Annotated in this window: 17 protein-coding genes; 10 read left to right on the top strand and 7 right to left on the bottom strand. The window is 51.6% G+C overall.

Annotation, left to right across the window (positions count from 1 at the left end; translation table 11 throughout):
* Nucleotides 1–74: 74 nt before the first annotated feature.
* Together AC07OI_RS20720 and AC07OI_RS20715 are read left to right on the top strand one after the other, a co-directional pair.
* Nucleotides 75–674, top strand: coding sequence for a M15 family metallopeptidase (locus AC07OI_RS20720; protein ID WP_492706466.1), 600 nt, complete (start codon nt 75–77; stop codon nt 672–674).
* Between the two features lie 2 nt (nt 675–676).
* A complete protein-coding gene (locus tag AC07OI_RS20715; protein WP_495258563.1) occupies nt 677–2,041 on the top strand; it encodes a serine hydrolase domain-containing protein in 1,365 nt (454 codons plus the stop codon).
* Here the strand turns inward: AC07OI_RS20715 and AC07OI_RS20710 are convergent.
* Together AC07OI_RS20710 and AC07OI_RS20705 are read right to left on the bottom strand one after the other, a co-directional pair.
* Nucleotides 2,038–2,940: a LysR family transcriptional regulator gene (locus AC07OI_RS20710; RefSeq protein ID WP_492706468.1), complete on the bottom strand. Its 903-nt coding sequence runs from the start codon at nt 2,938–2,940 to the stop codon at nt 2,038–2,040. The genes AC07OI_RS20715 and AC07OI_RS20710 overlap by 4 nt on opposite strands.
* Nucleotides 2,941–3,032: 92 nt before the next feature.
* The gene (locus AC07OI_RS20705; protein WP_492706469.1) at nt 3,033–3,920 is read right to left on the bottom strand and encodes an N-acetylmuramic acid 6-phosphate etherase; all 888 of its coding nucleotides are present in this window, start codon (nt 3,918–3,920) and stop codon (nt 3,033–3,035) included.
* Between the two features lie 165 nt (nt 3,921–4,085).
* On the opposite strand from AC07OI_RS20705, the gene AC07OI_RS20700 reads away from it, so the two are divergent.
* Together AC07OI_RS20700 and AC07OI_RS20695 are read left to right on the top strand one after the other, a co-directional pair.
* A complete protein-coding gene (locus AC07OI_RS20700) occupies nt 4,086–4,652 on the top strand; it encodes a L,D-transpeptidase family protein (protein ID WP_492706471.1) in 567 nt (188 codons plus the stop codon).
* Nucleotides 4,653–4,786: 134 nt separating this feature from the next.
* Nucleotides 4,787–6,109, top strand: a complete 1,323-nt coding sequence (locus AC07OI_RS20695; RefSeq protein ID WP_495258562.1) for a serpin family protein — start codon at nt 4,787–4,789, stop codon at nt 6,107–6,109.
* A 91-nt stretch (nt 6,110–6,200) separates the two neighbouring features.
* On the opposite strand, the gene AC07OI_RS20690 is transcribed toward AC07OI_RS20695, so the two are convergent.
* Nucleotides 6,201–9,041 carry a TonB-dependent receptor domain-containing protein gene (locus AC07OI_RS20690; RefSeq protein WP_492706475.1) on the bottom strand — a complete coding sequence of 947 codons (2,841 nt, stop codon included), beginning with the start codon at nt 9,039–9,041 and terminating at the stop codon, nt 6,201–6,203.
* A gap of 152 nt (nt 9,042–9,193) precedes the next feature.
* Here AC07OI_RS20690 and AC07OI_RS20685 point away from each other — a divergent pair, with 152 nt between their 5' ends.
* Nucleotides 9,194–9,328, top strand: a complete 135-nt coding sequence (locus AC07OI_RS20685) for a hypothetical protein (RefSeq protein ID WP_492706477.1) — start codon at nt 9,194–9,196, stop codon at nt 9,326–9,328.
* A gap of 50 nt (nt 9,329–9,378) precedes the next feature.
* Here the strand turns inward: AC07OI_RS20685 and AC07OI_RS20680 are convergent, their stop codons facing one another.
* Nucleotides 9,379–10,914 (bottom strand): glycoside hydrolase family 10-like protein, encoded by a 1,536-nt coding sequence (locus AC07OI_RS20680; protein ID WP_495258561.1) that lies wholly within the window; start codon nt 10,912–10,914, stop codon nt 9,379–9,381.
* 164 nt (nt 10,915–11,078) lie between these two features.
* Nucleotides 11,079–12,227 carry an acyltransferase family protein gene (locus tag AC07OI_RS20675; protein WP_492706480.1) on the bottom strand — a complete coding sequence of 383 codons (1,149 nt, stop codon included), beginning with the start codon at nt 12,225–12,227 and terminating at the stop codon, nt 11,079–11,081.
* 406 nt (nt 12,228–12,633) lie between these two features.
* Here AC07OI_RS20675 and AC07OI_RS20670 point away from each other — a divergent pair, with 406 nt between their 5' ends.
* From AC07OI_RS20670 to AC07OI_RS20650, 5 genes are all read left to right on the top strand, one after another.
* The gene (locus tag AC07OI_RS20670) at nt 12,634–13,029 is read left to right on the top strand and encodes a DUF6404 family protein (protein WP_492706482.1); all 396 of its coding nucleotides are present in this window, start codon (nt 12,634–12,636) and stop codon (nt 13,027–13,029) included.
* Entirely contained in the window at nt 13,029–13,619 is a 591-nt protein-coding gene (locus AC07OI_RS20665) for a hypothetical protein (RefSeq protein ID WP_492706483.1), read from the top strand. Before AC07OI_RS20670 ends, AC07OI_RS20665 begins: the two co-directional genes overlap by 1 nt.
* Before the next feature lie 368 nt (nt 13,620–13,987).
* Nucleotides 13,988–15,601: a ShlB/FhaC/HecB family hemolysin secretion/activation protein gene (locus tag AC07OI_RS20660; protein ID WP_495258560.1), complete on the top strand. Its 1,614-nt coding sequence runs from the start codon at nt 13,988–13,990 to the stop codon at nt 15,599–15,601.
* 6 nt (nt 15,602–15,607) lie between these two features.
* Complete coding sequence (locus tag AC07OI_RS20655; RefSeq protein ID WP_495258559.1) at nt 15,608–21,727, top strand: beta strand repeat-containing protein; 6,120 nt, start codon at nt 15,608–15,610, stop codon at nt 21,725–21,727.
* Nucleotides 21,696–22,562, top strand: coding sequence for a FecR family protein (locus AC07OI_RS20650; RefSeq protein WP_495258558.1), 867 nt, complete (start codon nt 21,696–21,698; stop codon nt 22,560–22,562). The genes AC07OI_RS20655 and AC07OI_RS20650 overlap by 32 nt, the downstream gene beginning before the upstream one ends.
* Nucleotides 22,563–22,637: 75 nt before the next feature.
* On the opposite strand, the gene AC07OI_RS20645 is transcribed toward AC07OI_RS20650, so the two are convergent.
* Together AC07OI_RS20645 and AC07OI_RS20640 are read right to left on the bottom strand one after the other, a co-directional pair.
* On the bottom strand, nt 22,638–23,564 hold the full coding sequence (locus tag AC07OI_RS20645) for a M48 family metallopeptidase (RefSeq protein WP_492706491.1): 927 nt from the start codon (nt 23,562–23,564) through the stop codon (nt 22,638–22,640).
* A gap of 198 nt (nt 23,565–23,762) precedes the next feature.
* A complete protein-coding gene (locus AC07OI_RS20640) occupies nt 23,763–24,512 on the bottom strand; it encodes a lysophospholipid acyltransferase family protein (RefSeq protein ID WP_492706493.1) in 750 nt (249 codons plus the stop codon).
* Nucleotides 24,513–24,543: the final 31 nt, after the last annotated feature.

Here is a 24,543-nt window from a genome sequence, read left to right as displayed (position 1 = left end):
TAAGTTTTCATTGGCAGGTGCAGGTGACTCACCCTATGCTGCAATTATGAAAAACTCTGTTGTGTGGAGAATGTGTGCGTTGTGAATTGATTGCTGATCATCCTGATTTTTGCCGGCTCGATACCGTCAGCGGCATAGTTATCGATTTACGTTATGTCGGTGCCGACAATTTTGTCGGTCGTGAGTTATATGGTGATCTGGACTGTAGCTGGTTGCACCGTGAAGCGATAGCCGCCCTGCAGGCTGCGGTCAACTGGTTGCACGAACATCACCCTGACTTGCGCATACTGGTACTGGACGCCCTGCGCCCGCACCGTGTGCAGGAAATGCTGTGGCAACACCTGGATGGTACACCCTTGCGCATGTACGTGGCCGACCCGGCACGGGGCTCCATCCATTCCTTTGGCATGGCGGTGGATGTGACTCTCATTGATGCTGATGGCAAGGAACTGGATATGGGCAGCGGCTTTGATGCACTCGAAGAAAAATCACATCCGGCGCTGGAACAAAGAATGCTGGCCGAAGGTCAGCTCACCCAGCACCAGCTAGACCAGCGCGGTATATTGCGGGCGGCAATGGCACATGGTGGATTCAGGGGCATCAATAGCGAATGGTGGCATTTCAATTGTGGTGACCCGGTGGTCGTGCGTGAAACCTATCTGCGTATTGACTAAGGATGCAGTCTTATCCTGCCCGCTGCCTGTTCGTACTCATGTCCTTACTGGCAAGTCAGGTCATGGCACAAGTCAATCCAGAACTCGAACAGCAAAAGCAGGTGATGCAGCAGATAAGCCAACAATTGACTGCAATTGTCGCGCAGTCTGATACAGCGCTTTCCAGCCTGTCTGTACTGGCAATCAAGGCTGGTAAAGTCGTTTACCAGCAGCAGTTTGGTAAAGCTTATATCGACCAGAAAAATCCCGCCAATAGTCTGCCTGCTGACAGCCAGACCCTGTTTCGCGTTGCTTCGGTGTCCAAGATGGTTGCCGCCATAGGTGCCATGTGTCTGGTAGAACAGGGCAAACTTGACCTGGATACAGATATTAGCAACTACCTGGGTTTCAAGCTCAGGAACCCGCACTATCCGGATGTAGTCATTACTACCCGCATGCTGCTGGGTCACACATCATCCCTGCGGGATGACGGTGGCGATAACTTTTCGGCAGATGTTACTATGCAGAGTTTCCTGCAGCCTGGTGGCAAGAATTATGCGCAAGGTTTGCAATGGGCTGATCCGGCGACAGCCAAACCGGGAGAGAACTTTGCTCCTGGTCTTTATTTTCATTATGTGAATTTGAACTGGGGTGTGCTGGGCACCGTCATGGAAGCCGTCAGCGGCCAGCGCTTTGATGTGCTCATGCAAAATCTGGTTTTGCAACCCTTGCAGATAGAAGGCGCGTATCACCTTGAACTCTTATCGACGGATGCCTTTTCGCGGCTGGCTGTCTTGTACCGCAAGCAGGCTAATGAAGTGTGGAATGCGCAAGGCCCGTGGGTGGCGCAGACAGACGATTTCCGTAATAAGCCTCTGCTTAAAAGGCAGCTGCAAAACTACCGGCCAGGCACGAATGCGGCTTTGTCCAGCCCGCAAGGTGGCTTGCGCATCAGCGTGCAGGGTTTGAGCCGCATCATGCTGATGCTCATGAACCAAGGTGAGCTTGATGGAGTGCGTTTGCTAAAACCTGCCAGCGTCAAGGCTTTGACTGCAGAGCAATGGCGTTACGATGCAAGTAGTCACAATGGTGATGATTACCGTGGCCTGTTTCTGTCCTGGGGGCTGGGTTTCCAGCGTTTTACTGACACCAGCGCTGCGCATTATGGGGACAGGCTGGTACAGGCTAGACCTGCCTTCAAGCCGGTTGGTCATCTGGGGTTTGCTTATGGTTTGCAATCGGCCTTCCTGTTTGATCCGGCAGCACGTAATGGCATTATCTATGTCATAGGCGGTGTTGCGGCTGACCCGGAAAAAAATCCTGGTATCTATTCCAGTCTTAGTATTTGGGAAGAGCAGATACAGACATCGCTTTACACTCTGTTTTAGCTGGTACGGGCAATAAACTCAGCCCCAGCTTCCTTGATGCATTCGACGAAAGCGCGCGCAGAGCGTGACAGTGGCGTTGATTTTACCGTCAGCAGATACAAATCCACAGGAACATTTGGTGACAGCGGGCGACATTGCACTTTGCTATGGTCAGATGTGGCGGCAGTAAAGGGGTCGATGACGGCTGCGCCTGCACCCAGCTCCACCAGTGTCCTGGCCAGCAAGTAGGTCTGCACCACGGTGTAAGAAGTAAAGCTCAAACCTTGTTCTTCACAGGCATCCATGACGCGGCTGACGAGATGGTCATCGAGATCCAGCGCAATCAGGTTCTTGGGCAGGTCGGCAACGGGCAGGGCAGTATTGTCCAGGTTCTTTGCCCAGCTACCCAGCGGCGCGATGGCAGTCATGCTGCCGCGTATCAAGGGTTCAGACGCGATATTTGGGTGACAGGGGTCGTACAGGGACAGCGCAAAATCCACGTCGCCCAGCAACAGGGCATTGACAATCTCGCTGGTGTGATGGGTCGCCAGTGTGCAATGCACATTGCCAAATTTCTTGCGCCAGGCAGCCAGCGCAGTGGGGACTACGGTAATCGACAAGGTCGGTGTCGATGCCAGTCTGACGGCCTCGTCAGGGTGATTTTTCAAGTTGCTGGCCAGCCTGCGTACTGATTGCAAATCGCGGTTGAGTTTATCGACTTCAGCAAACAGCTTGTGCGCTTCTGGCGTGGGGTGCAGCTTGCCCTTGATGCGCTCGAACAGTTTCAGGCCCAGCTGTATTTCACAATGCTGCAAGACCTTGGTGGCGGCTGGCTGTGAAATATTCAACAATTGTGCAGCACCACTGATCGTGCCTGCCTGCATGATGGCATGAAAAACTTCGATATGACGCAAACGCATGGTGAAAGTCCATTCAGCAAAAAATCGAGCTTGATTGTAACGCCTGACAAGGGATGTTGTCGCGCTTATTGCCGCGTCTGCGGCTTGTGGCTTTATGGTCTGCTTTGCAGGGCAAGACGCAAGTTGTCACCGCAGGCCAGCAATTTGGCATGTGCGGCTGTCACGCTGATGTTGCTCAGGATAGCCAGTATGGCAGTCTTGACGTGGAAGTCGCATTCTTCCAGTATGCGGCGGCAATGTACTTCATCCCGCCCGGTTGCGTGCATGGTCAGGGCAACGGTGCGTCGCAGCAGTTTGACATTGGTCGGTTTGACATCCACCATGAGGTTGCCATAGACCTTGTGCAGCCTGACCATCAGGGCGCTGGAAAAGCTGTTCAGGGCGACTTTTTGTGAGGTGCCTGCTTTCAGGCGGGTACTGCCTGAAATCACTTCGCTGCCAGTATCCAGCGTGATGCCTATCTCTGCCTGCAAAGTCACAGGTGCGCCAGGATTATTGGCAAAGCCTATGGTCAGGGCACCCGCCTGACGCGCTGCCTGCAAGGCACCCAGCACATAGGGGGTAGCGCCGGATGCGGCAATCAGCATCACCACATCATTGGCGGTCAAAGCCAGTTCCTGAATTTCTTTTGCGCCTTGGTCAGCATCATCTTCCGCGCCTTCAACAGCCACAAACATGGCCTGCTTGCCACCTGCCAGCAAGGACAGGGCGCGCTCATTTGGCCATGAGAAGGTCGGCAATAATTCGACACCATCCAGCACACCCAGGCGGCCAGAGGTACCTGCCCCCACATACACCAGACGGCCACCTGCCAGTATGCGCGGTGCGGCGGCATCCACAGCCGCTGCGATCTGTGCCGCAGCCAGGCTGACGGCACGTATGGCATTGAACTGATCATCAATGAAGGCATCAACCAGTTGCGTGGTCGGGTATAAATCCAGTCCGGTGTGGTTAATGCTTGGTGCTTCTGTATTCAGCATGGCTTGATTCCTTTTCTCTCATTACCTTATGTCCTCTGCAGGCAGAGCACAAATGAAAGCTGATACCCGGCCCATAACTTCAGGTAATGCATGCGGCTGCAGGAATTATTTGCAGATACCCTTTGATCAGCTTATGCTGAGCTGTCATCAAAGCATAGGTAAAACATGCAAATTCGTCGTCATCTGATAGGGATACTGGCTATCAGCCTGCTGCTAGCGGCTTGTCAGTGGGGCTGGCTGCAAGGTGGCGATACCCGCCATCAATTAATCATTTCAGTCCCAGAGCAAAAAATGGTGTTGCTGGAAGACGGTAAGCAAGTAGCGGCCTATGCCATTTCTACCGCCAAACGTGGCATAGGTGATATGCCTGACAGTTATATGACGCCTGGAGGCCGCATGCAGATCGCCGAGAAAATCGGTGCTGGCGTACCCTTGGGCTCAGTCTTCAAAGACCGCATGCCAACAGGCGAAATCGTGGCTGCAGACGCGCCTGGGCGTGACCCCGTGGTGACACGCATCCTGTGGTTGCGGGGTACCGAAGTGCGCAACCGCAATGCTTATCCGCGTTTTATCTACATCCACGGTACGCCACAGGAAAGCCTGCTGGGTACGCCTGCAAGCTATGGCTGCATACGTATGCGTTCTGTCGATATTGCAGAGTTGTTTGAGCGGGTAGGTGTAGGGGCGGTAGTCGATGTAGTTGAAAAGCCCGTGGATATGACAGCATCCTGATTATTTAATTGAAAATATCTTTCAGGATTTACAATTTAATGACAATTTGAGTACATTTTTGAACTGATTCAATAGAGTGGCAGGCGTATTATGGCCAAGTGTTTCTATTCTGACAGCTCAATTGAAAGCTCAATATGCGCCCTACACTCCTATGCTCAAGCTTGCTGCTCGCCCTGGTTTCTGCCTGCGGCGGGGCAGGTATCGCTGCTACAGCCACTGCTTCCGATACCAGCAAGCCCCAGGCTGTCAGTACAGTCAAATCCTCGTTAACACGCAATGTTGCCCCGCAGACCAGTGATGCTGATCTGGCCGCAGCAGTGGGCGGAAATACCGAATTTGCTCTCAAAATCTTGCCTTTGCTGGATGCTCAGGGCGACAGTAACCTCGTCTATTCGCCATATAGCCTGACACTGGCACTGGAGATGGCGGCGGCAGGTGCCAAGGGTGATACCCTCAGCGGTATGGAAAAGGCGCTGGCTTTCCAGTTGCCGCAAAGCCGTTTGCAACCCGCCCTGAATCGTCTCGATTTACTGCTGGCAGATAAAACCTCGACGGCAGCCAAACCGAACGCCCAATTACCCAACCTGAATATCGCGAATGCCCTGTGGGCACAGCAGGGTTATAGCTTGCAAAGCAGTTACCTTGATGCACTCAGTGTGAATTTTGGCGCTGCTGTGAATTTGCAGGACTTCGTCAACGCTGCTGAACCTTCACGCCTGACGATTAATAACTGGGTAGCTGACCAGACCCAGCAAAAAATCAAGGACCTGATACCTGCCGGTGGAGTCTCACCAATGACTCGCGTGGTACTGACAAATGCGATCTGGTTCAAGTCAGACTGGGCACAGCCATTTACCAAAGAAGCGACGAGGAACCAGGATTTCACTGACCGTAAAGGCAGCGTGAAAAATCTGCCTTTCATGAATCTGACCAGCAATTTCCCTTATGTGCAGGGCAAGGGTTATCAGGCGGTGGAGCTGCCTTACATCGATAACAAACTCGCCATGTTGCTTGTTGTGCCTGATGCCGGCAAGTTTGATAGTTTTTTCCAGAGCCTGAGCAGCACTACTATCAGCGACATTACGACAGGCTTGAAAGACAATTACATTGCCCTGAGCATGCCCAAGTTTAACTTCAGTGCCAGCCCGGCGATGAATTCCAGTCTGAGCACTCTGGGCATGGGTGCTGCCTTTGATGCAAGCAAGGCAGATTTTTCCGGTATAAGCGGTAACCGCGAATTGTCGATTTCTGGTGTCGTCCACAAGGCCTTCATCAATGTTGATGAGAAGGGCACAGAAGCTGCCGCTGCTACGGGTGTATTGATCGGTGTCACAAGCATTAATGTGACTCAACCGTTGAAGTTGACGCTGGATCGTCCTTTTCTGTTCATGATCAGGGACAGGCAGACTGGCCTCATCATCTTTATGGGTAAGCTCATGAATCCTGCTGCAAGCTAATCGATAGATGCTTTAGTTGTAGAGCATAAAAAAATCCCTTGGCATTGATGGATGCCAAGGGATTTTTGTTGTAGCTTTTTACTTGTGCGTTTTACTTGAACTTGTAATTCGCCAGCAAAGTAAATGCACGTCCGCGTGGATCAGCTACGCGTGGTTCCCAGGAACTGCCTGCACCGGTGTTGCTGTCATAAGTGATGGCAAATGGCGGATCGGTATTGAAGATGTTTTTCAAACCAGCAGTCAGTGTCAGGTTTTTGATGCCGCTATAAGTCACGCTCATGTTGTAGATGATATAGGCTTTGACATTGGGATTGTAGTTGGATGGCATGACCAGGCCACTCTGTACGCCAGGCAAGACCTGGTCCTTGTAGCCAGCACGGTAAATCTGCGTGAAGGTGCCTGTCCAGTCGCCCTGGGTGTAGTTGACATAGGCAGTATGCTTCCACCTCAGGCCCAGATCGCCGGTGAAGGTGAAGCGGCCAACTTCGCTCTCACCATAAGGTGCGTTCGCCATGGGGCGGGATTTTTTCTCCAGCAGATAAGAGCCATCCAGACCGGCAGCCCATTTGCCATTCAGGATTGCACCATTCGCTTTTGCACCAAGTTCCACACCCCGGGTAATACTCGAACCGGCATTGACCCAGCGTTGATCAACGAAAATCAATGCGCCTGTACTGTCACGCAAGAACTGGTCTTTGAACAGCTCATAATTTTGCAGCATCGTAGTCAGGTCTATGGACATGATGGAATTTTCCTTACGGATTTCCCAGATGTCTGCGTTGGCACTGAAGTTACTGCTCGGTGCCCAGACCACACCTACTGTTCCTTGCTTGGCTTTTTCAGGACCCAGCGTGGTTTTACCGCCAGTCAGGATGTTTGGTGTGATGGCTGCGCAACCAGGTTTGCTGCTATCGACCTTCAAAGTCGGGCAGGTGGCTGGATCGGCCAGGTCTTTACCAGCATAAGGTGAATCGGTAATGCCGTTAAACAATTGATTGAACGAAGGGGCACGGAAGCCGGTGTTGTATGAACCACGGAACAGCAGCGTATCTGTTGGTGTATAACGGAAGCTCAGTTTTGGATTGAAGGTATTGCCAAAGCCTGAATAATGATCCTGGCGACCGGCAACTGTGACTTCCAGTGACTTGAACACCGGTACCAGTACCTCCGCATACACCGCACGTATATCGCGACTGACTTTAGGCAGTGCATTGCTGTCATCAAAAGGCGCATTCAGGATGGCAGGGCGCACGCTGGATGCCCTTGCATCGCCGTTGAAAGTATATTCTTCCTTGCGCACATCCATGCCAACAGCTGCCATGACAGCACCGGCAGGCAATTGCCAGATTTCACCGGACAGGGCAGCATCTGCCTGTGTCAACGTGGTTTTGCCACCATACAATGTGACGCCTGCTGCGGAGGTGCTGTTGATCAGGTCAAGCGCAGCTTGTGACTGTTTTTCACCAGGCTTCAGGAAAGGATTGATGATGCCCGTACCCAGCGCATTCGCCAGGGCGACCGTGTAGTTATAACCGGTACCCAGTTTGGATTGGGACTCACTATAGGCACGTGACAGGCCGACGCGGTAATCCCATTTGCCTATCTGACCATCGGCACCCAATTGCAGGCGGCCTGCTTCTGTCTTGGTGGTAATTTCACGGTTACCGCATTCCATACAACGCCAGCGGTAGGCGATAGGCGCACCGCGATTGGCTTCTATGCTGGGAAATACTGCAACGATGGCATTGAATACATCGTTGTAGGCAGAACCTGTGCTTGGATAAAATGAAGAAGCAGGGAAGTTGGTGCCAGGAGAAACCTGGTTAGGCGAAAAGCGCTTGGACACTTCAACCTGGGAGCCGACAGCCTCGGCAAACAATTGATGTGTACCTATCCTGAAAGTGCCGCGCGCGACAAAGTTGTCGTTCTTGACGGGCTGCTGCAGCACAGCAGCGCGGCCAGTATCCCAGGCGCAGGCATATTTGGAAGATGCTACGTCCCACAATTTGGCATCATAAGCCGCCATGCCATCAACGGCGCTACAACCAGCACCGCCCGGCAGGTTCAGCACATTGATGGCGTTCATGACCTGTGTAGTACCAGGGAAGACCGGGCCATTATTGCTCTTGTTGCTGAGTATGGTATTGGCCAGCGAGGTGGCAAATACAGTTGCATTCGGTGTGCCACGGGTATCAACCGACAAGCCGCGGTTAGGCTGGAAGGTATTCACAAAATCGCGTTGGTCACCGCGCAGGGCGTCGTTCTCGCTATGGGTGGCAGTGAGCAGGACATTGTAACTATCTTTGTCCAGGTCACCAAAACCACCAACGACAGAGACGCGCTTGATATTGCCGCCACCTTGTTGGGAAATGTCTGTGAATGCCTGGGCTTCCAGTCCATTGTAATTCTTGCGCAGGATGAAATTGATGACACCACCAATGGCATCCGTACCGTAGATGGCTGAGGCACCATCTTTCAGGACTTCGATTCTTTCCACCGCAGCCATGGGGATGGAATTCAGGTCAACTGCCGAGCCCTTCATGCCATGGGTGGCAACGCGGCGGCCATTCAGCAATACCAGCGTGCTGTCGGCACCCTGACCACGCAGGTTGGCGGAGGAGGCACCGTTATTGCCGCGCTGGGCACCAGACGTGACGTCAGCATTACTGGCCAGATTGTCAGAACCATTGCCATTGATGTTCAGATTGGCAATAAATTGCTCGGCAGTGACGATGCCAGCTGCTTCCAGCTGCTTGCGGGTAATGACTTCAATCGGCAGGGCACCTTCGGAGGCAATGCGTTTGATGCTGCTACCGGTAATTTCTACTTTTTGCGGTGGCGGAGCAGGCAGTTCCTGTGCCTGTACCCATCCGCTGGTACCGGCAGAAATGCCTATCAGGGCGATGCACCTGGCTATGGTCTTTAACTTCACTGGTCTCTCCTTGGGTCGTACAACGTTGATGTGTGAGCGGTTTTACTTTCAACTATCGGCTTGAGCCGTAATTGATATAAATTTTTTCGATATAAATTTTTTGTATATGCCAGACTAGAGTTTTGCCATTAAGAGTGACAAATGAAAATATCATGTCGGGCGATAACCAAAAGATATGGGGTTTGTCTTCACAGGCTTGCCAGCCAGTGAAGGCGCTGATTTCAGAGAGGAAACCGGGAAAACAGCAAAGAAAAATACGTATGGACAAGCTGTCCATACGTATCTAAAAACCACACTTGCTTACCTGATTTATGTTGGCCTTGTTTCGGGGAAAACTTCAGGGCAAGCTATAACTGGCGCGCAAACCCTCTACACCCGTACGGCTGATAGCTGATACCGTCACCTGCCTGATAGCGCCAAGCTGAGGATCATCCGTGATATCGATGTTCATATTTTGGGCAGGTACCACAGAAAACAGCCATTGCTGGTCAGTGCGTTTCCAGATGGCCAGCAGGCGGGTATTGCTGGTGTAGCTGAGTTGCAGGCGTAATGACTTCTTGTCGGCACTGGCTTCCAGCACCGCGCTGGCTGGCAGGCTATTGTCCAGCCATGGGCTGGCGGGGATCAGCGCCTGCGAGGTGTATTTCTCGCTCGCCAGGCGTTTGCGTATGTCTTTACGGTTCTGGTTCAGCGCTGCCATGCTGAAATGCACGTGACCATTGCCAGCTTTTTCACGCATGGCATCTACCTGGTTCAAAATTTCATCGGCAGACCAGGATTTATCGGTGTTGTCTATACGACTGGTGTACAAGCCTGGCCAGATATGCTTGCCAGCGGGGTTTTGTGCCAGCCAGTAGTCATGTAAAACCTTGAAGGCCTGCGGCCCCTGATTGATGGGCCAGTAGAGCTGGGGAGCCAGATAATCGAGCCAGCCTTTGGCCAGCCACAGTTCGACATCTGCATACAGCTTGTCATATTGACTGAAACCGGCAATGCCGGGTGGCAGACGATCTGGCCTGCCTATGCCAAAAGGGCTGATACCGAATTTCACCCAGGGCTTTTCCAGGTGCACGCGCTGATTGACGGCCTCGACCAGGCGGTTGACATTATCACGGCGCCAGTCGGCACGCGCCAGCTTGCCGCCGGATTGAATGTAGGCAACCCAGGACGGGTCATCAGGAAAGTCCTGCTCTGCGCCATTGCTGCCCTTGACCGGGTAAGGGTAGAAATAGTCGTCAATATGGATGCCATCGACATCATAACGGCGCACCACGTCACTGATGACATTCAGGGTTTGCTGCATCGCCAGCGGTTCACCAGGGTCCATCCATTGCAGGTCGCCATAAGTCTTCACTACCTGTGGTGCCAGTTTGCTGATGTGGTTGGTCGCCAGCGCCATCCTGGATTGCGCAGTGCGGGAACGATAGGGGTTGAACCATGCATGCAATTCCAGACCGCGTGCATGTGCCTGTTCTACCCAGAATTGCAGCGGGTCATAGTAGGGAGATGGGGGCCGGCCTTGCTCGCCCGTCAGGAATTCTGACCAGGGTTCTATCATTGACGGGTAAATGGCATCCGCTGCCGGACGCACCTGCAAGACAATGGCATTCAGTTTCAACTGCACCGCATTGTCGAGTATGGTGATGACTTCACTCTTTTGTTTCTCTGTGTTCAGGTCACGGCGCGAAGGCCAGTCTATATTGGCCACGGTCGACACCCAGGCAGCGCGGAATTCACGCGGCAAGGGCGGCGCGTCTTTCACCTGCGTGGGATAATTGACCAGTGCATTTTGCGGGATGATAGTCAAGTCTGTTACCACTGGCTTGGCTGGCTGAGGCTTTACTGGCGGTGTCGCAGTAGTGCAGGCAAGCATGAGTGCACACGCAGATGCCGCCAGCGCAGGTAACTTGAACCGTTGAAGATAAATTTTCAAATTAGACAAAGTAAAAGCAGGTCGTGACGAAGGTTGTAGCGAAAGCATGGATAAACCAGAACTAATAAAGCAATTAAGGGCGAAAGACCTGAGATGCTACTGCATTACACTTTGACAAACCAGCGTTTCTTCCACATTGCCCAGGCAATCAGCAACATCAGCAGATTAAACAGCACTGCATACAGCAAGGATGCATTCAATGCATTCATGGGCAGAGCCTTGATCGGTGCATAGATAATCGCATGCAGGCTGGGTTTAGTGCCATCAGCCTGATCTACATGGATAAATCCCAGCATTTTGGCAATCAGGCCAGACAGAGTGAACAGGAACAGGGCATTCATGCCATACATGACAAGAGGATGACAGAGTTTTGCCATGGATTTTTTAATCATGGCTGAGGGATTGCCATCCAGCAGCCAGTAAAAACAGGCAAAGCTGACGAGTGCCCAGCCTGTCATGAAGATGCTGTAAGAAGGTGTCCACAGGCTTTTATTGATGGGCATGAACAAGGTATCGAGCAGCAGACCAATTGCTAGACAAGTCAAACCTGCGACAAAGAACCAGGTAGTTTTTGTGGCGGTATCCTGCCTGCCGCTGAGCCAGCGACCAGCCCATGCGCCAAAGATCACACTGCAGACCGCGGGCAGGCTGCTCAGCACACCCTCCGGGTCCCAGGTTTTTGCGCGTTTCCATAAGTGCCCGTCGAGCAGCAGTCTGTCCAGCCATGCACCGGCGTCACGCCCGGGTTCCAGTGCTGCCCTGAACCAGGCTCCGTCTGCATCTGGCACAGGTATGACCAGCATAAGTATGGAGTATACAGCGATGAGGATTCCAACCCAGATCGCTTGCCATTTCCGGTCGCAATAAATCAGTATGGGGGCCGCCACAAAAGTACATAGGGCGATGCGTTGCAACACACCAGGTATGCGCACAGTTTGGAAATCAAAGCTGGGGATGAGATTCAACATCAGGCCTATCAGGAATATCCACAGAGCCCGCTTGGCCGTTTGCCTGAACAACTGTCCCTGGACATGGCCAGCCATGAGTTTTTGATGTAGCGATATATGCAGCGAGACGCCAACGATGAACAGGAAGAAAGGGAAAATACAGTCTGTAAAAGTCCAGCCTGACCATGCAGCGTGCTCTAACGGCGGGTACAGATGACCCCAGTCACCCGGATTATTCACCAGAAACATGCTGGCGATGGTGAAGCCGCGAAAAGCATCGAGTGACAGTAATCTTGATTTATTCATCGCGCTGACAAGATAGGCTGAAAAAAAGGGCGCTTGCGCGCCCTTGAAAATCTCGTTCGTCTTGGGGGAGTCATGAGAGTAATCCAACGAGGAAAGAAGGATTACCTACATCATAGGCACTAATACCAGTTTACTGCGATTGACTTTTTATTCATCAGATATAAGCCTGGGTTATTCTCTCCTGAGCAGAATTCGGGTTTTCTTTCTGTAAATCAATATTTTCAACAAAGTACTGGATGGCGGGCTTAAAAGCATTTCTTCTTTTGCAGTTTATCTCTGCAGAGAAAGTGCTGAATATGGATCAAGTTGCATATAATCCATTATCGAGGACGCTTTCCTGAATGCCTATTTGCAATTTCAAGCATTCGGATTCTCATTTGAATATTTTTTCTTGATAAGCAGACAGATGAATACCACTGAATCAAACAATCGTGAAAACAGCCGCGACCACAAGCGCCAGGCGGCATTGAAGTTGCTGGAAAAGACTGGCATCATGCGCAGCAATTACGCACCACCTTATTTACGTCTGTTATGGCGCATGGGGTTTGATATTCCACCGCCACACTTTGCCCAATTCTGGCAAAACGCGCTATTTGCGGGCTCTTTTTACGCTGTCGCCTGGGGCGCATTGATGTACTTTTTTGTCTGGTCCAAAACAGCCATGTCGGCGACCACCATGCTGAATTCAGCTGCGATTGCCGGTATCTTGTTTGGTCTGGCCCTGGCCAGTTATTATGCCTACGGCAAACGCAAGCATGGTCTGCCATCCTGGCAAGAATTTAAGCCGGATACGGTAGCCTGATGATGAAGTTTTTTTTGTCATCCTTACTCTGTAGTCTTACTCTGGCAGCAGGAGTTGCAACGGGTGTTCAGGCGGCAGCGCCACAAACTGACACAGCAGTTACTGCATCTGCATTACAACAAGCGGCAATGCAGCTTGAATTGACCCGGCTGACAGAGCAGTTTGGCGATGGCATTGCCGAAACCTATAGTGAAAACCCTGCCCGTATCATCTATGGGAATTTTTTCGGTGATCATAAGAATGATGCCGTAGTCTTGTTTAATCTGGAAGGATATGGTGGCGGCAACCATCATGCGGAATTTATCGCCTTTTTTACCGAACTTGAGCAATTCGAAGTAGCGGGCAAGCGCAACCGGCCATATCTGCTGGTGGCAGTCACCAAACTGGGTGAACGTGGTTGGCGCTCCTTTGATTTTAATAGTGCGAGCATCAAACAGGGCATAGTGACACTGAAAGGCAGGGAAATGGCATCCCGCGACGCCATGTGCTGTCCTTCATTGGCGATTACCCGTAGTTTTAGCGTCGATGAATTTGACCATATCGTTGAAAGCAAAGACGGAAAACTGAAACGCCGTATTTCCCGTCCTTGATTCACAAGTTTACATTTCTCATATTCAAATTTCTTGCACTTAAAAGATCTCACATTCACATTTCTCTGCTTTAACTTGGCTTTTAAGTCATCAGTTTTAAATTTCCAGAATGCAAAATAAGACACCATGTCTGAATTAACAACATAGTGCTTGTAGTGCGTATTGGATTGCAGGATACTTGTAACTAAACATTTGTAAGCAGACATTTCAGCCGCAGTTTTTTGCGCGCATCTTCAGTACCGAATTCGATACAAAAATAGAAGTCGACAGGCATTATCAGCACAAATCAGCACGATGAAGGAGGCTGGCAAAGCTCCGCACACAGAAGAACTTGGTATAGCACGACTCAGTAACTGGGAAATCTTAGTATGAGACCGTTGAAGAACAAGCACGTCAAATCCCGTCTTACCCTCAGCCTGCTGTTCACCATGGCATTGGGACTTAGCCAGCCATTGGCTGCGCAGGATACCGACAGCGTCATTGGGCGCTTTGATATCAGTCGTTATGATGTCAAGGGTAATAACTTGCTGACTCCCACTGCTCTGGATAGCTTGCTGGCACCCTATACAGGCAAGGGCCGCAGTTTTGCCGATGTACAAAGGGCGCTGGAAGCACTGGAAAAAGCCTATCACCAGAAAGGCTATAGCCTGGTGCAGGTGGTCTTGCCTGAGCAGGAATTGAATCAGGGCGTCGTCAAATTCATTGTCATACAGGCGCGCATTGCCACTGTCAGTGTCAAGGGTAACCGCCATTTTGACAGCGACAATATCAAACGCAGCCTGCCGCAATTGCGCATAGGCGATACCCCCAATATTAAAAAACTGTCTGAAAGTTTAAAGACTGCGAATGAAAATCCGGCCAAGAAAACCAGTTTGCAATTTGAGACTGCAAGCAAAGAAGGCGAAGTCAATGCCGTATTGAATGTTGCCGACAACAAGCCCTGGACCGTTGGGGCAACTGTGGATAATGCTGGTGACAGCAATACCGGAAAATCACATCTTGGGCTGCTGTTCCAGCATGCCAATATCAGCGGGCGTGATGATGTACTCAGCCTGCAATATACGACCACGCTGCAAAAGCCCAGCAAGTATGCGGTATTTGGTATTGGCTACCATTTGCCCCTGTATCAGCTCGGCGATAGCGTGGATTTGTATGCGAGTTATTCGAATGTTGATTCCGGTTCAGTCGCTGCAGGCATCTTTGACCTGAATGTCAGTGGTCGTGGAGCCGTGGTGGGCGGGCGCTATAACTTCAACCTGGGTCGTAGCGAGGATTTTGATTCACGCCTGAGTTTTGGCTGGGACTATAAGGCCTTCAAGAATAATGTCGCCTTGCAGGGCATACAGCTGGGGAATGATGTCACTGTCCATCCCATCAGTGTCAGCTATGCTGCTACTTTGAATTCAACTGCGGGCGATGCCAATGCCTATGTGACGGTGGTGCATAACCTGCCTGGCGGTGAAAAGGGCAAGACCGAAGATTTTCAGAGAGTGCGTAGTGGCGCAACTGCCGGATACAGCATCTTGCGCTATGGTTTTGGCTATAGCAAGGTCTTGCCGGCTGCCTGGCAATTGAAGCTCATGCTGAGTGGACAATACACCAGAGATAGCCTGGTACCCGGTGAGCAGTTTGGCGCTGGTGGTGCCAGCAGTGTGCGTGGCTTTACCGAGCGTGCACTGGCCAATGATTATGGCACTTTGGTCAGTGCAGAAATTTATACACCCAACTTGTGTGCAGGTTTTAGCGCCAGTCTTACCCAGTGCCAGTTACTTGGTTTTTATGATGCTGCCCATTTATCACGTAACAAGGCGCTGCCTGGGGAGCAGAGTTCTGCTTCCATTTCCAGCATAGGCATAGGTATCAGGCTGGCCATGTCACGCATGATGTCGCTGCAGATGGACTATGGCAAGTCGCTGCATGCACCGGATGAATTGAGCAAAGATGACAGGCGTTTGCATGTCAGGCTGGGCGTCAACTATTAATGATGGATGAGGAAGAGCATGAGAAATGAAATCGATATGTTCGCTCAATCTGAATCTGTATTGAGGCCGAACCTGAGGCAAGCCCTATTGCCTAAGCAGCTATCTAAGCTTATGCCAGTGTTGCTGGCAGCTTGTTTTGTGTCCAGTATTGCCCATGCGAATCCGGTTGGCCCGCAAATCGTCAATGGCAAGGTTATCTTCAACCAGGATGGCAAGGTATTCACGATCACCAATACGCCAGGTGCGATCATCAACTGGCAGGATTTTTTCATCAATGCCGGTGAGACTACCCGCTTCATACAAGAAAGCGCCAGCAGCACGGTATTGAATCGCATCATAGGCCAGAACCCGACCCAGATTCTGGGTGCCTTGCAGTCCAATGGACGGGTGTTTTTGATTAACCCGAATGGCATCCTGTTTGGCAAGGGTGCACAAGTTGACGTCAATGGCTTGACTGTTTCCAGCCTGGGCATGACGGATGCTGATTTCAAGGCAGGCAAGCTGAATTTTAATGCAGGTACAGCTGCAGGCAAAGTCAGTAATCAGGGCGCAATCACGACGCCGTCAGGTGGTCATGTTTACCTGATAGCACCTGATGTAGAAAACAGCGGCATCATTACTTCACCCAAAGGTGAAGTCTTGCTGGCAGCAGGGCGCTCAGTAAAACTGGTGGACTCGACTAACCCTGATGTGCATGTGGTCGTCAGCGCCGATGCTGATCAGGCCGTCAACCTGGGACAGGTCATTGCCCAGGGGGGCAAGGTAGGGATTTATGGTGGTCTGATCAGCCAGCGTGGCCTGATCAGTGCCAACAGTGCCGTCGTAGGTGAAAACGGCAAGATTTATTTCAAGGCCAGTGGAGATACCGTACTCGACACTGGTAGCACGACCACTGCAACTGGCAAAGGCAAGGGCGGTGACATACAGGTACTCGGACAACGCGTAGCTTTGGCAGGAAATGCCCAGGTGGATGCCAGTGGTGACACCGGTGGTGGCCAGGTTCTGGTGGGTGGTGATTATCATGGCGATAATCCCTCTATCATGAATGCAAAACGCGCCTTTGTGTCCAGTGATGCCAAAATCAGTGCCGATGCCGTTAAGTCTGGTGACGGCGGTAAAGTTATCGTCTGGTCGGATGAAGTGACGCGGGTGAATGGCAGTATTTCAGCACAGGGCGGGACTCAAAGCGGGAATGGTGGCTTTGTAGAGACCTCAGGCAAGCAAAACCTGGATTTTCACGCGAAAGTGAATGTCGGGGCAGTACGTGGCAAGGCCGGTACTTTATTACTTGATCCATCTTCTATTACGATTGCCGGCGGTACTGGTGATGGTGCATCTGACGGTACCGGGACATTTCAAGGTTCGGCGATAGGTAGTATCAATTTTGCTGATGGTGGCCCGACCACCGTGTACCAGTCAGAGTTGACTGGCCTGGCTCCTGGCACGAACATCGTGCTGGAAGCAACAAATTTTATTGATACCAGCGGTACCTTTTTCGGTAGTCAGATATCTCTGCCCAACAATTCCAATCTGACCCTGAGAACACGCAATGCATCTACCGATGTCAGCGTCACCCGTGGCATTAACCTGACAGGAGCAGACCCCAATCTCGAGATCAAGGCAAATGGTACGGGCACGATTACCTTGCAAACCGGTACTGGCGCATCACCACAGTCTGCCAATATCGTGGTTGCCAAGCTGACCACCAACAGCAGCCAGATCAGTACCAGTTCCAGTGGCAGCACGACTTTTAAAACCTTGCTGACCACGCCAGGCACGGTCGGCGTAGGTGGCAATATCACAATCAACAGTAGCGGCCTCGTGAACGTAGGATCTGGTGGTATTGATGCGCGCGGCAATTCTTCTACCGATGGGAATGTCACCATCAGTTCTGGTGCCAATATCGCACAACAAAATGGTTCAATCATCTATGCCAACGACTTGAAGCTGTCAGCTGCCAGTGGCTTGCATGGGACTTCTGCCAGTGACAGTATGGGAGTACAAGCTAGCAAATTGAATGCCATCAACACAGCAAGCGGAGATATTCGCATTGCCAGTTCTGGAGCGAATCTGGTCATAGGGGATATTGGGGGAACCGGTTACGGAGTCAAGCAACAAGGGGCTGGTGCCGGTATACACCTGAGTTCGCCGACCACCCGGAACATATCGATTAACGCTGCATTAATAGCCAACAATGGCCTGATATCTGTCAGCGGATCAGGTGGTATCAACCTGCTTTCCGGCGGCAATATTAATAGCGCTGGTGGCAGCATCAGCTTGCTGGCCAGTGACGCCGACATCATGACCAGTACTGCATCCGGTACACAGATCAACAGTGCCGGTGGCACGATCTCGCTTAAATCCGACAAAATGAATTTGCTCGGTAATATCAACGCGGGCAGCAACTCAGTGAGTCTGGACAGAAATGCTGCAGCCACTATACATCTGGCCACTGGCACCACTGATCTGGTCGCAAATACGCTGGAATTGTCAACCGGTGAACTGAACCGGATAACAGCTACGCGTTTGAGGGTAGGTAACATCTCTGGTGCCAGTATAGATATCAAGGGCCCCATGAGTTCTGGTGCTGGTGGGGCATTGCAAAATGTCAATACCTCCCTGACTTTGAATTCAGGCAATACGATTTCCCAGCAATCCGGCGCCATTATTGATGGTGCCAGTTCTCTGCAGGTACGGGGTTACGGTGTCAGCTTGCCAGAAGCTAATACCATAGGTGTGATTTCCGGCTCCGGTGACATAGGTGGCTTTACCTATCGCTCCATCAATCATCTCAATATCACGACAGTTGATGGTTATAGCGGTATCAATGTGAATGCTGCTGCCAAGCTGGTGACCGATTCGGTTTCCGGTATCAGCCAGGCGGCTGGCAACCCGATTACTGCTACCTTCCTTGGGCTGCAGAGCAAGGGACCAGTAGTCTTGATGAACACAGCCAATAATTTTGGTACGCTGGGTGCCGACCTGAATTTGAGCGGCATGGGCGTAGGCGGCATCAGTCTGTTCAATTCGGGCAACCTGAGCATAGGCACAGCGTCCGGCATCGTTGGCGTCACTACGAATAACCAGCCTGTATTGTTAAGTACGGGAACAGGATCTTCGCTCACTGTTTCTGATAGCGTCAATGCCGGTTTCGCAAAGGTAGGTTTTATTGCTGACTTGCTGACATTAGGTGGGCCAGGCGGAGTTACTGCAGGCGATTTCGGTGTGCGGCCTTTTACAAGCGGGCGTGCAATTACGGTAGGTTCCGGCACTTGCACTTCGTCCCCCTGCCTTAGCCTGACTAATCTGTATAAAGTCAGTGCGACCAATATTGCGATAGGCAGCGATAATTCAGCCAATCCTTCGGGAGCTATTTCTGTTGTTGGTATTACTGATACCAATACCAGTGCGATCACAGATATCAAGCATTTGATAACGACACGTATAGGCTTGCTCAGCGGATCTGACATTAGCCAGGCCAATGGCATCACTGTGCAAGACCTGGGCTTGGTGGCGAACGGTAGCATCAACCTCAATAGCGTGAACACGGTTAGCAACCTGGCAGCAAAAAGCGGTAGCAGTTTTAATTTCATTAATAGCCAGGGCATCAATGTCAGCACACTCAGCGGTGCCAATGGATCGAGTAGCTATAATCTTGCAGGTATCACTACTGTCGGCAATTTGTACCTGACTGCCAACTCAGGCAATATCGCGCTAGGGGCCAATGTCAATACTGGCAGCGGCACTGCCACACTGGCCGCAGCTAACGGGGCAATTACCCAGTCGGCTGGCAATCTACTCAGTGGCGGTGCGCTGGATGCAACTGCCAATGGTGGCATAGGACATAGCACTGGTTTGAAAACCAGCGTGCCCATCCTGCTGGCGAATAACACCGGTGCAAATACTGATATCAACATCAAAAATACCGGTGCCCTGAATATCCGTAATGTGCAGCAAAGCTCGGTTGGCAGCACTGGCAATGTTCTCATCGATAACATCGGCGCGATCACGCTAGACAGCACAGATGCAGTACGTACCAAGGCAGGCAATATCAGCCTGGTGGCACATAGTCCTCTGACGGTGAATGGTACGGTTGCCAGTTCAAATGGCGGCAATATCACACTTGAAGCCGGGGCGAGCGGCAGTACTGCCGACAAGCTGACTGTAGGTAGTACAGGCTCTGTCACCACCAGTGGCAATATTTTGCTCAAGGCTGGTGATGCCATCCTGATTTCTGGTACTGTCAGCGGTGGTACGGTGACCCAGCAAGCTTTCCAGAATGCGCCGCTGCCCACCCTGGAACAGTGCATTGCTAACTCGGCTACGCCCGGTTGCAGCTCAGTCCTGCCTAGTCTGGCTGCCTGTGTCAGCAATCCTAATTTGCTGGGTTGTAGCGTAGTTTTACCTAGCGTGGCTGCTTGTCAGGCCAACCCTAGCCTGGCTGGTTGTAGCGTAGTGCTGCCTAGCCTGAGTTCTTGTATCGCCAATCCTTCGCTGTTTGGTTGCTCGAATGTCTTGCCTAGCCTGAGCAGTTGCCTGGCCAACTCAAATATTGCTGGCTGCAGCGTAGTCTTGCCCAGCTTGTCGTCCTGCCTTGCTAATCCTTCCATATCAGGTTGCAGTGCTATTTTGCCTAGCTTGAATTCGTGCATCAATAACCCCAGCCAGTCTGGTTGCAGTGCTGTTTTGCCTAGCCTGACACAATGTACTGCCAGCCCAAGTACTCCAGGCTGCAGCGTGGTCTTGCCTGCATTGGCAGCTTGTCTGGTATCGCCCAATATAGCTGGTTGCTCGGCAGTCTTGCCATCCATCGCTGCATGTACGGCCAGTCCGACTTTGCCCGGCTGCTCCTCGGTCTTGCCTAGCTTGTCTGCCTGTATCGCCAATAGCAGTCTGGCCGGTTGCAGTGCTGTATTGCCTACACTTGCGGCTTGTACTACCAGCCCCAGCCTGCCTGGTTGCAGTGCAGTATTGCCTAGCCTGAGTGCCTGTATTGCCACCCCAACGCTGGCAGGTTGCAGCAATGTGTTGCCGACGCTGACAGCATGTGTCGCCAATCCTGCACTGACGGGTTGCAGCGTGGTCTTGCCAACTCTGGCAGCCTGTACTGCCAATCCTGCTTTGGCGGGTTGCTCGTCTATTCTGCCTGGCCTTGCGGCTTGTCTGGCCAGCCCATCCCTGCCAGGATGCAGCGCTGTTCTGCCTACTCTGACCGCTTGTATCGCCAATCCTGGTCTGGCTGGCTGTTCATCTATCCTGCCATCTGTTGCAGCGTGTACGGCTACACCAAGTTTGCCAGGTTGCAGCGTGGTCTTGCCTAGCCTGAGCGCCTGTATTGCCACTCCTGCACTGGCAGGTTGCAGCAATGTCCTGCCTACGCTGACGGCTTGTACTGCTGCGCCGACCCTGCCAGGATGCAGCGTGGTCTTGCCTGGTCTGGCTGCATGTACTGCTAACCCGGCTACTCCAGGTTGCTCTGCCGTTTTGCCAAGTTTTGCCAGTTGCACGGCCAATCCAACACAAGCAGGTTGCAGCGCCGTGTTGCCAACCTTGGCAGTGTGCACCGCTACCCCATCAACTGCAGGATGTTCTGCGGTTCTGCCAGGTTTGAATGCCTGTATCGCTAATCCAGGTTTGCCTGGTTGCAGCGTCGTGTTGCCTAGTCTTGCTATTTGCGTAGGTTCACCGCTGACGATTGGTTGTAGTGCCGTGTTACCTAGCCTGGCTGCATGTACTGCTAATCCGTCGACTCCAGGTTGCTCTGCCGTTTTACCCGCACTGGCGAGCTGTGCGGCTAATCCGGGTTTGCCTGGTTGTGCTGCAGTCTTGCCAACCCAGGCGCAGTGCGCAGTCAACCCAGCTTTGCTGGGCTGCGCGCTGGTCTTACCTATAGGCGACCTCAGGACAGGGAATATCCTGAATAACTCAATCAATTTTGCCCTGAATAACTTTGTCAGTTCCACCTTGTTCATGACCAATGCTATCAGCAATCCGAATAGCTTCTTTGACAGTGGCGGCAGTGATTCCGGCAGGGAAACCAGATTTGAGCAAAGAAGTAGTTTTGGCGGTACCAGGGATAACGGAGTATTAAAAAATGCTACAGATAAAAAACTCTACTGCAATTAAGTTTTTCTTTATTGCAGCACTGTGCCTGAGCTGCGCGCTGAGTTTTGCCGCGCAGATTGCAGGCACGGTGACCCACCTGAGTGGGCCATTGATCGCCAAGAAAGCTGATGGCACGGTAAAGGTATTGTCCCAGCAATCTGGCATAGAGCAGGGCGACACCCTGATTGCCGAGAAAGATACCTATGCCCGTATCAAGTTTGCCGACAATAGCGAAATTGTTCTGCGCCCCAATACCCAGATCAAGATAGACCAGTTTTCCTTTGAAGAAGACAAACCCAATAATGATGGCTTCACCATGACCCTGATCAAAGGTGGCTTGCGCGCTGTCACCGGTTTGCTGGGCAAACGCAATAAAGAAAGGTTTGGTCTCAATACGCCAACGGCATCGATAGGTATACGCGGTACTATTTTCATCGCCGAATATGTTCCACCTGAAACGAATCTGGTTGCCTACAATCTGGCAACTACGGCAGCTTTGCAGATGCCGTCAGCTAAGGATGCTAATGCAGTACGCAGCGATGTTGATGTGCCAGTCACCGCAATACAGCCTATGCAACTTGCTGCCAATGAGACTTCGAATTCTGGTACGGGGCGTGCGCCCGGCTTGTATGTACAAGTGCTGGATGGCACCATCTTCCTGCGAAACGGTGCAGGTAGCCTGGATGTCACCTCTGGGCAGTTTGGGTTTGCTATCAGCTTCAGCAGACCACCTGTCCTTTTACCTAATAACCCCGGCATGCAATTCTCGCCACCGGGCAGTTTCCCGGTTAGCCTGAATCAGGATAATGCCAATAATGAGAGCAAGTCAGGCAGTTTGATTTGTGAAGTAAGGTAATTGATATTGATGAAAACAGGATTTGCCATAGCGGCAAATCCTGTTTTGTATTTTTTGCGTTCTGTGCAGCTGAATTTAGAAGACAGGTAAATCAGCACTGGCATGCTGACGCAAGGTGTTGCGTGCGACCTCAAAGTCTGGAAATACCGACTGCACGGTGGCCCAGAAACGTGGGCTGTGGTTCATCTCTCGTAAATGCGCAAGCTCGTGCGCAATCACATAATCAATAATCATTGGCGAAAAATGGATCAAACGCCAGTTCAGACGTATCTTGCCTTGTGAAGTGCAAGAGCCCCAGCGCGTTGCCGCTGCCGACAAAGCCATGCTTTGATAGCGCACATTGAGTTTTTCCGCGAATACTGGCAGGCGTTCATTGAAAACCCGTTTGGCTTCTTGCTGCAACCAGGCTTGTACTCGGTCTTTCAATTGCTGCTCACCAGCGTCCGCTGGCAGGTTGATAATCAACTCAGCTTGCTCGCTCTGGAAGTGTGTGCCACTGACAGAGGCAGGCGCAATCCGCAAAGTGATTTCACCACCAAGATAAGGCAATCTTGCCCCGTCCTGCCAGGTCATGCTGGGTTCCAGTTTGCGCTGTGTGCGCTCACGCCGCTCAGTCAGCTTGCGCAAAATCCAGGCTTGTTTCTCTTGTATCGCTGTTTCAATGTCGGCAATCGTCACCCAGCGCGGTGCCGTGATACGCAAGCCATCTTCATTGATCAAAAAACCTATGCTGCGTCGTTTCGAACGTTGCAAATCATATTCGAGCAAATAATCCTGTATCAGGATGCGGCGTTTGTTGCTGCTGTTAACAAAAGTCGACGGTGGCGGAGAGACTGGCCGTGTGTCATCTCGCTGAGTTTTGTCATTGACCGGAACCGGTGCTGGTACCGGTGTTTTTGCAGGTGTGGGACGCAATTTGTCCGGCACCAAAAAATCACTGAATAAATCCAGTTGCAATGCCATTTGTATGGCCTTGCCAATCGATGGAATACGGGGTTTCATTTAAGCTTGGAGAATCCTGATTCAATAGCAAGTGAATATCTGACCAGCTTAATTTTTAAGCTGGCATTACACTAGTTTGACCTATTTTCAGGTTTTCGTGTTTTTGCGACTGAAAATGGAGATTTGCAGAGGAATCTGCAGCGGGGAAGAGAAGGAGCTGATGAAGAGGCTGATGTAGCAAGCATCAGCCCCGGTATTTCATTGGGATTGTTCAGCCTGATAAACCTGTGGAGAAATCACACGCATCTCTGCTTCTATCCATTTCTCCACTTCCTGCATCAGTTCAACCGCATTCATGCCGTTTGGCGGTATCGGTTTGCCAACGGAGACAGTGACGGTACCTGGCAATTTGGTGAAAGAATTTTTTGGCCAGCATTCGCCAGAGTTCAGCGCGATGGGTACGACAGGAGTATTGGTTTCCACCGCAAGACGTGCACCGCCACCTTTGTACTGACCTTTTTTACCGACAGCGATACGCGTACCTTCAGGGAACATGATGATCCATTGTCCATCAGCCAGGCGCTTACGGCCTTGCGTGACGACGTGGGCGAAAGCATCCTTGCCCTTGCTGCGGTCGATAGGGATCATGCGCAGCATGGAGATAGCCCAGCCAAAGAAGGGGATATAGGTAATTTCTTTTTTGAAAACAAAAACCAGAGGGCGTGGTGTTGCCATTAACAGGAAGATGGTTTCCCAGGCAGACTGGTGCTTAGACAGCAGGATGGCCGGACCATCCGGGAAGTTTTCAAAACCCTTGGTCTGGTAGCGTATGCCGCAGATTACTTTTGCTGCCCAGATAATGGTGACATTCCAGCGGGCAGTAATGTAATAGCGCTGGTTATATGGCAAAAAGGCAAACAGCATGCTGATGGGGGCCCAGACGATGGTGACTATCGCCATCACCAGCAAGAAAATCAGCGAACGAACAAAACGGGTAAAGCTGAGCATGTAGTCTCCATTGTAGCGATGCTGTTTGAGT

The organism is Undibacterium sp. GW821-FHT07F11 (assembly GCF_059418665.1).
Note: the sequence above shows the minus strand (reverse complement) of the source record. Positions and strands in the feature narration are given on the sequence as shown.

Coding starts and splice junctions, on each gene's coding strand:
- AC07OI_RS20715 (WP_495258563.1), top strand. CDS start 677: ATGCAGTCTTATCCTGCCCGCTGCCTGTTCGTACTCATGTCCTTACTG.
- AC07OI_RS20710 (WP_492706468.1), bottom strand. CDS start 2,940: ATGCGTTTGCGTCATATCGAAGTTTTTCATGCCATCATGCAGGCAGGC.
- AC07OI_RS20705 (WP_492706469.1), bottom strand. CDS start 3,920: ATGCTGAATACAGAAGCACCAAGCATTAACCACACCGGACTGGATTTA.
- AC07OI_RS20700 (WP_492706471.1), top strand. CDS start 4,086: ATGCAAATTCGTCGTCATCTGATAGGGATACTGGCTATCAGCCTGCTG.
- AC07OI_RS20695 (WP_495258562.1), top strand. CDS start 4,787: ATGCGCCCTACACTCCTATGCTCAAGCTTGCTGCTCGCCCTGGTTTCT.
- AC07OI_RS20685 (WP_492706477.1), top strand. CDS start 9,194: ATGTCGGGCGATAACCAAAAGATATGGGGTTTGTCTTCACAGGCTTGC.
- AC07OI_RS20680 (WP_495258561.1), bottom strand. CDS start 10,914: ATGCTTGCCTGCACTACTGCGACACCGCCAGTAAAGCCTCAGCCAGCC.
- AC07OI_RS20675 (WP_492706480.1), bottom strand. CDS start 12,227: ATGAATAAATCAAGATTACTGTCACTCGATGCTTTTCGCGGCTTCACC.
- AC07OI_RS20670 (WP_492706482.1), top strand. CDS start 12,634: ATGAATACCACTGAATCAAACAATCGTGAAAACAGCCGCGACCACAAG.
- AC07OI_RS20665 (WP_492706483.1), top strand. CDS start 13,029: ATGATGAAGTTTTTTTTGTCATCCTTACTCTGTAGTCTTACTCTGGCA.
- AC07OI_RS20660 (WP_495258560.1), top strand. CDS start 13,988: ATGAGACCGTTGAAGAACAAGCACGTCAAATCCCGTCTTACCCTCAGC.
- AC07OI_RS20655 (WP_495258559.1), top strand. CDS start 15,608: ATGAGGAAGAGCATGAGAAATGAAATCGATATGTTCGCTCAATCTGAA.
- AC07OI_RS20650 (WP_495258558.1), top strand. CDS start 21,696: ATGCTACAGATAAAAAACTCTACTGCAATTAAGTTTTTCTTTATTGCA.
- AC07OI_RS20645 (WP_492706491.1), bottom strand. CDS start 23,564: ATGAAACCCCGTATTCCATCGATTGGCAAGGCCATACAAATGGCATTG.
- AC07OI_RS20640 (WP_492706493.1), bottom strand. CDS start 24,512: ATGCTCAGCTTTACCCGTTTTGTTCGTTCGCTGATTTTCTTGCTGGTG.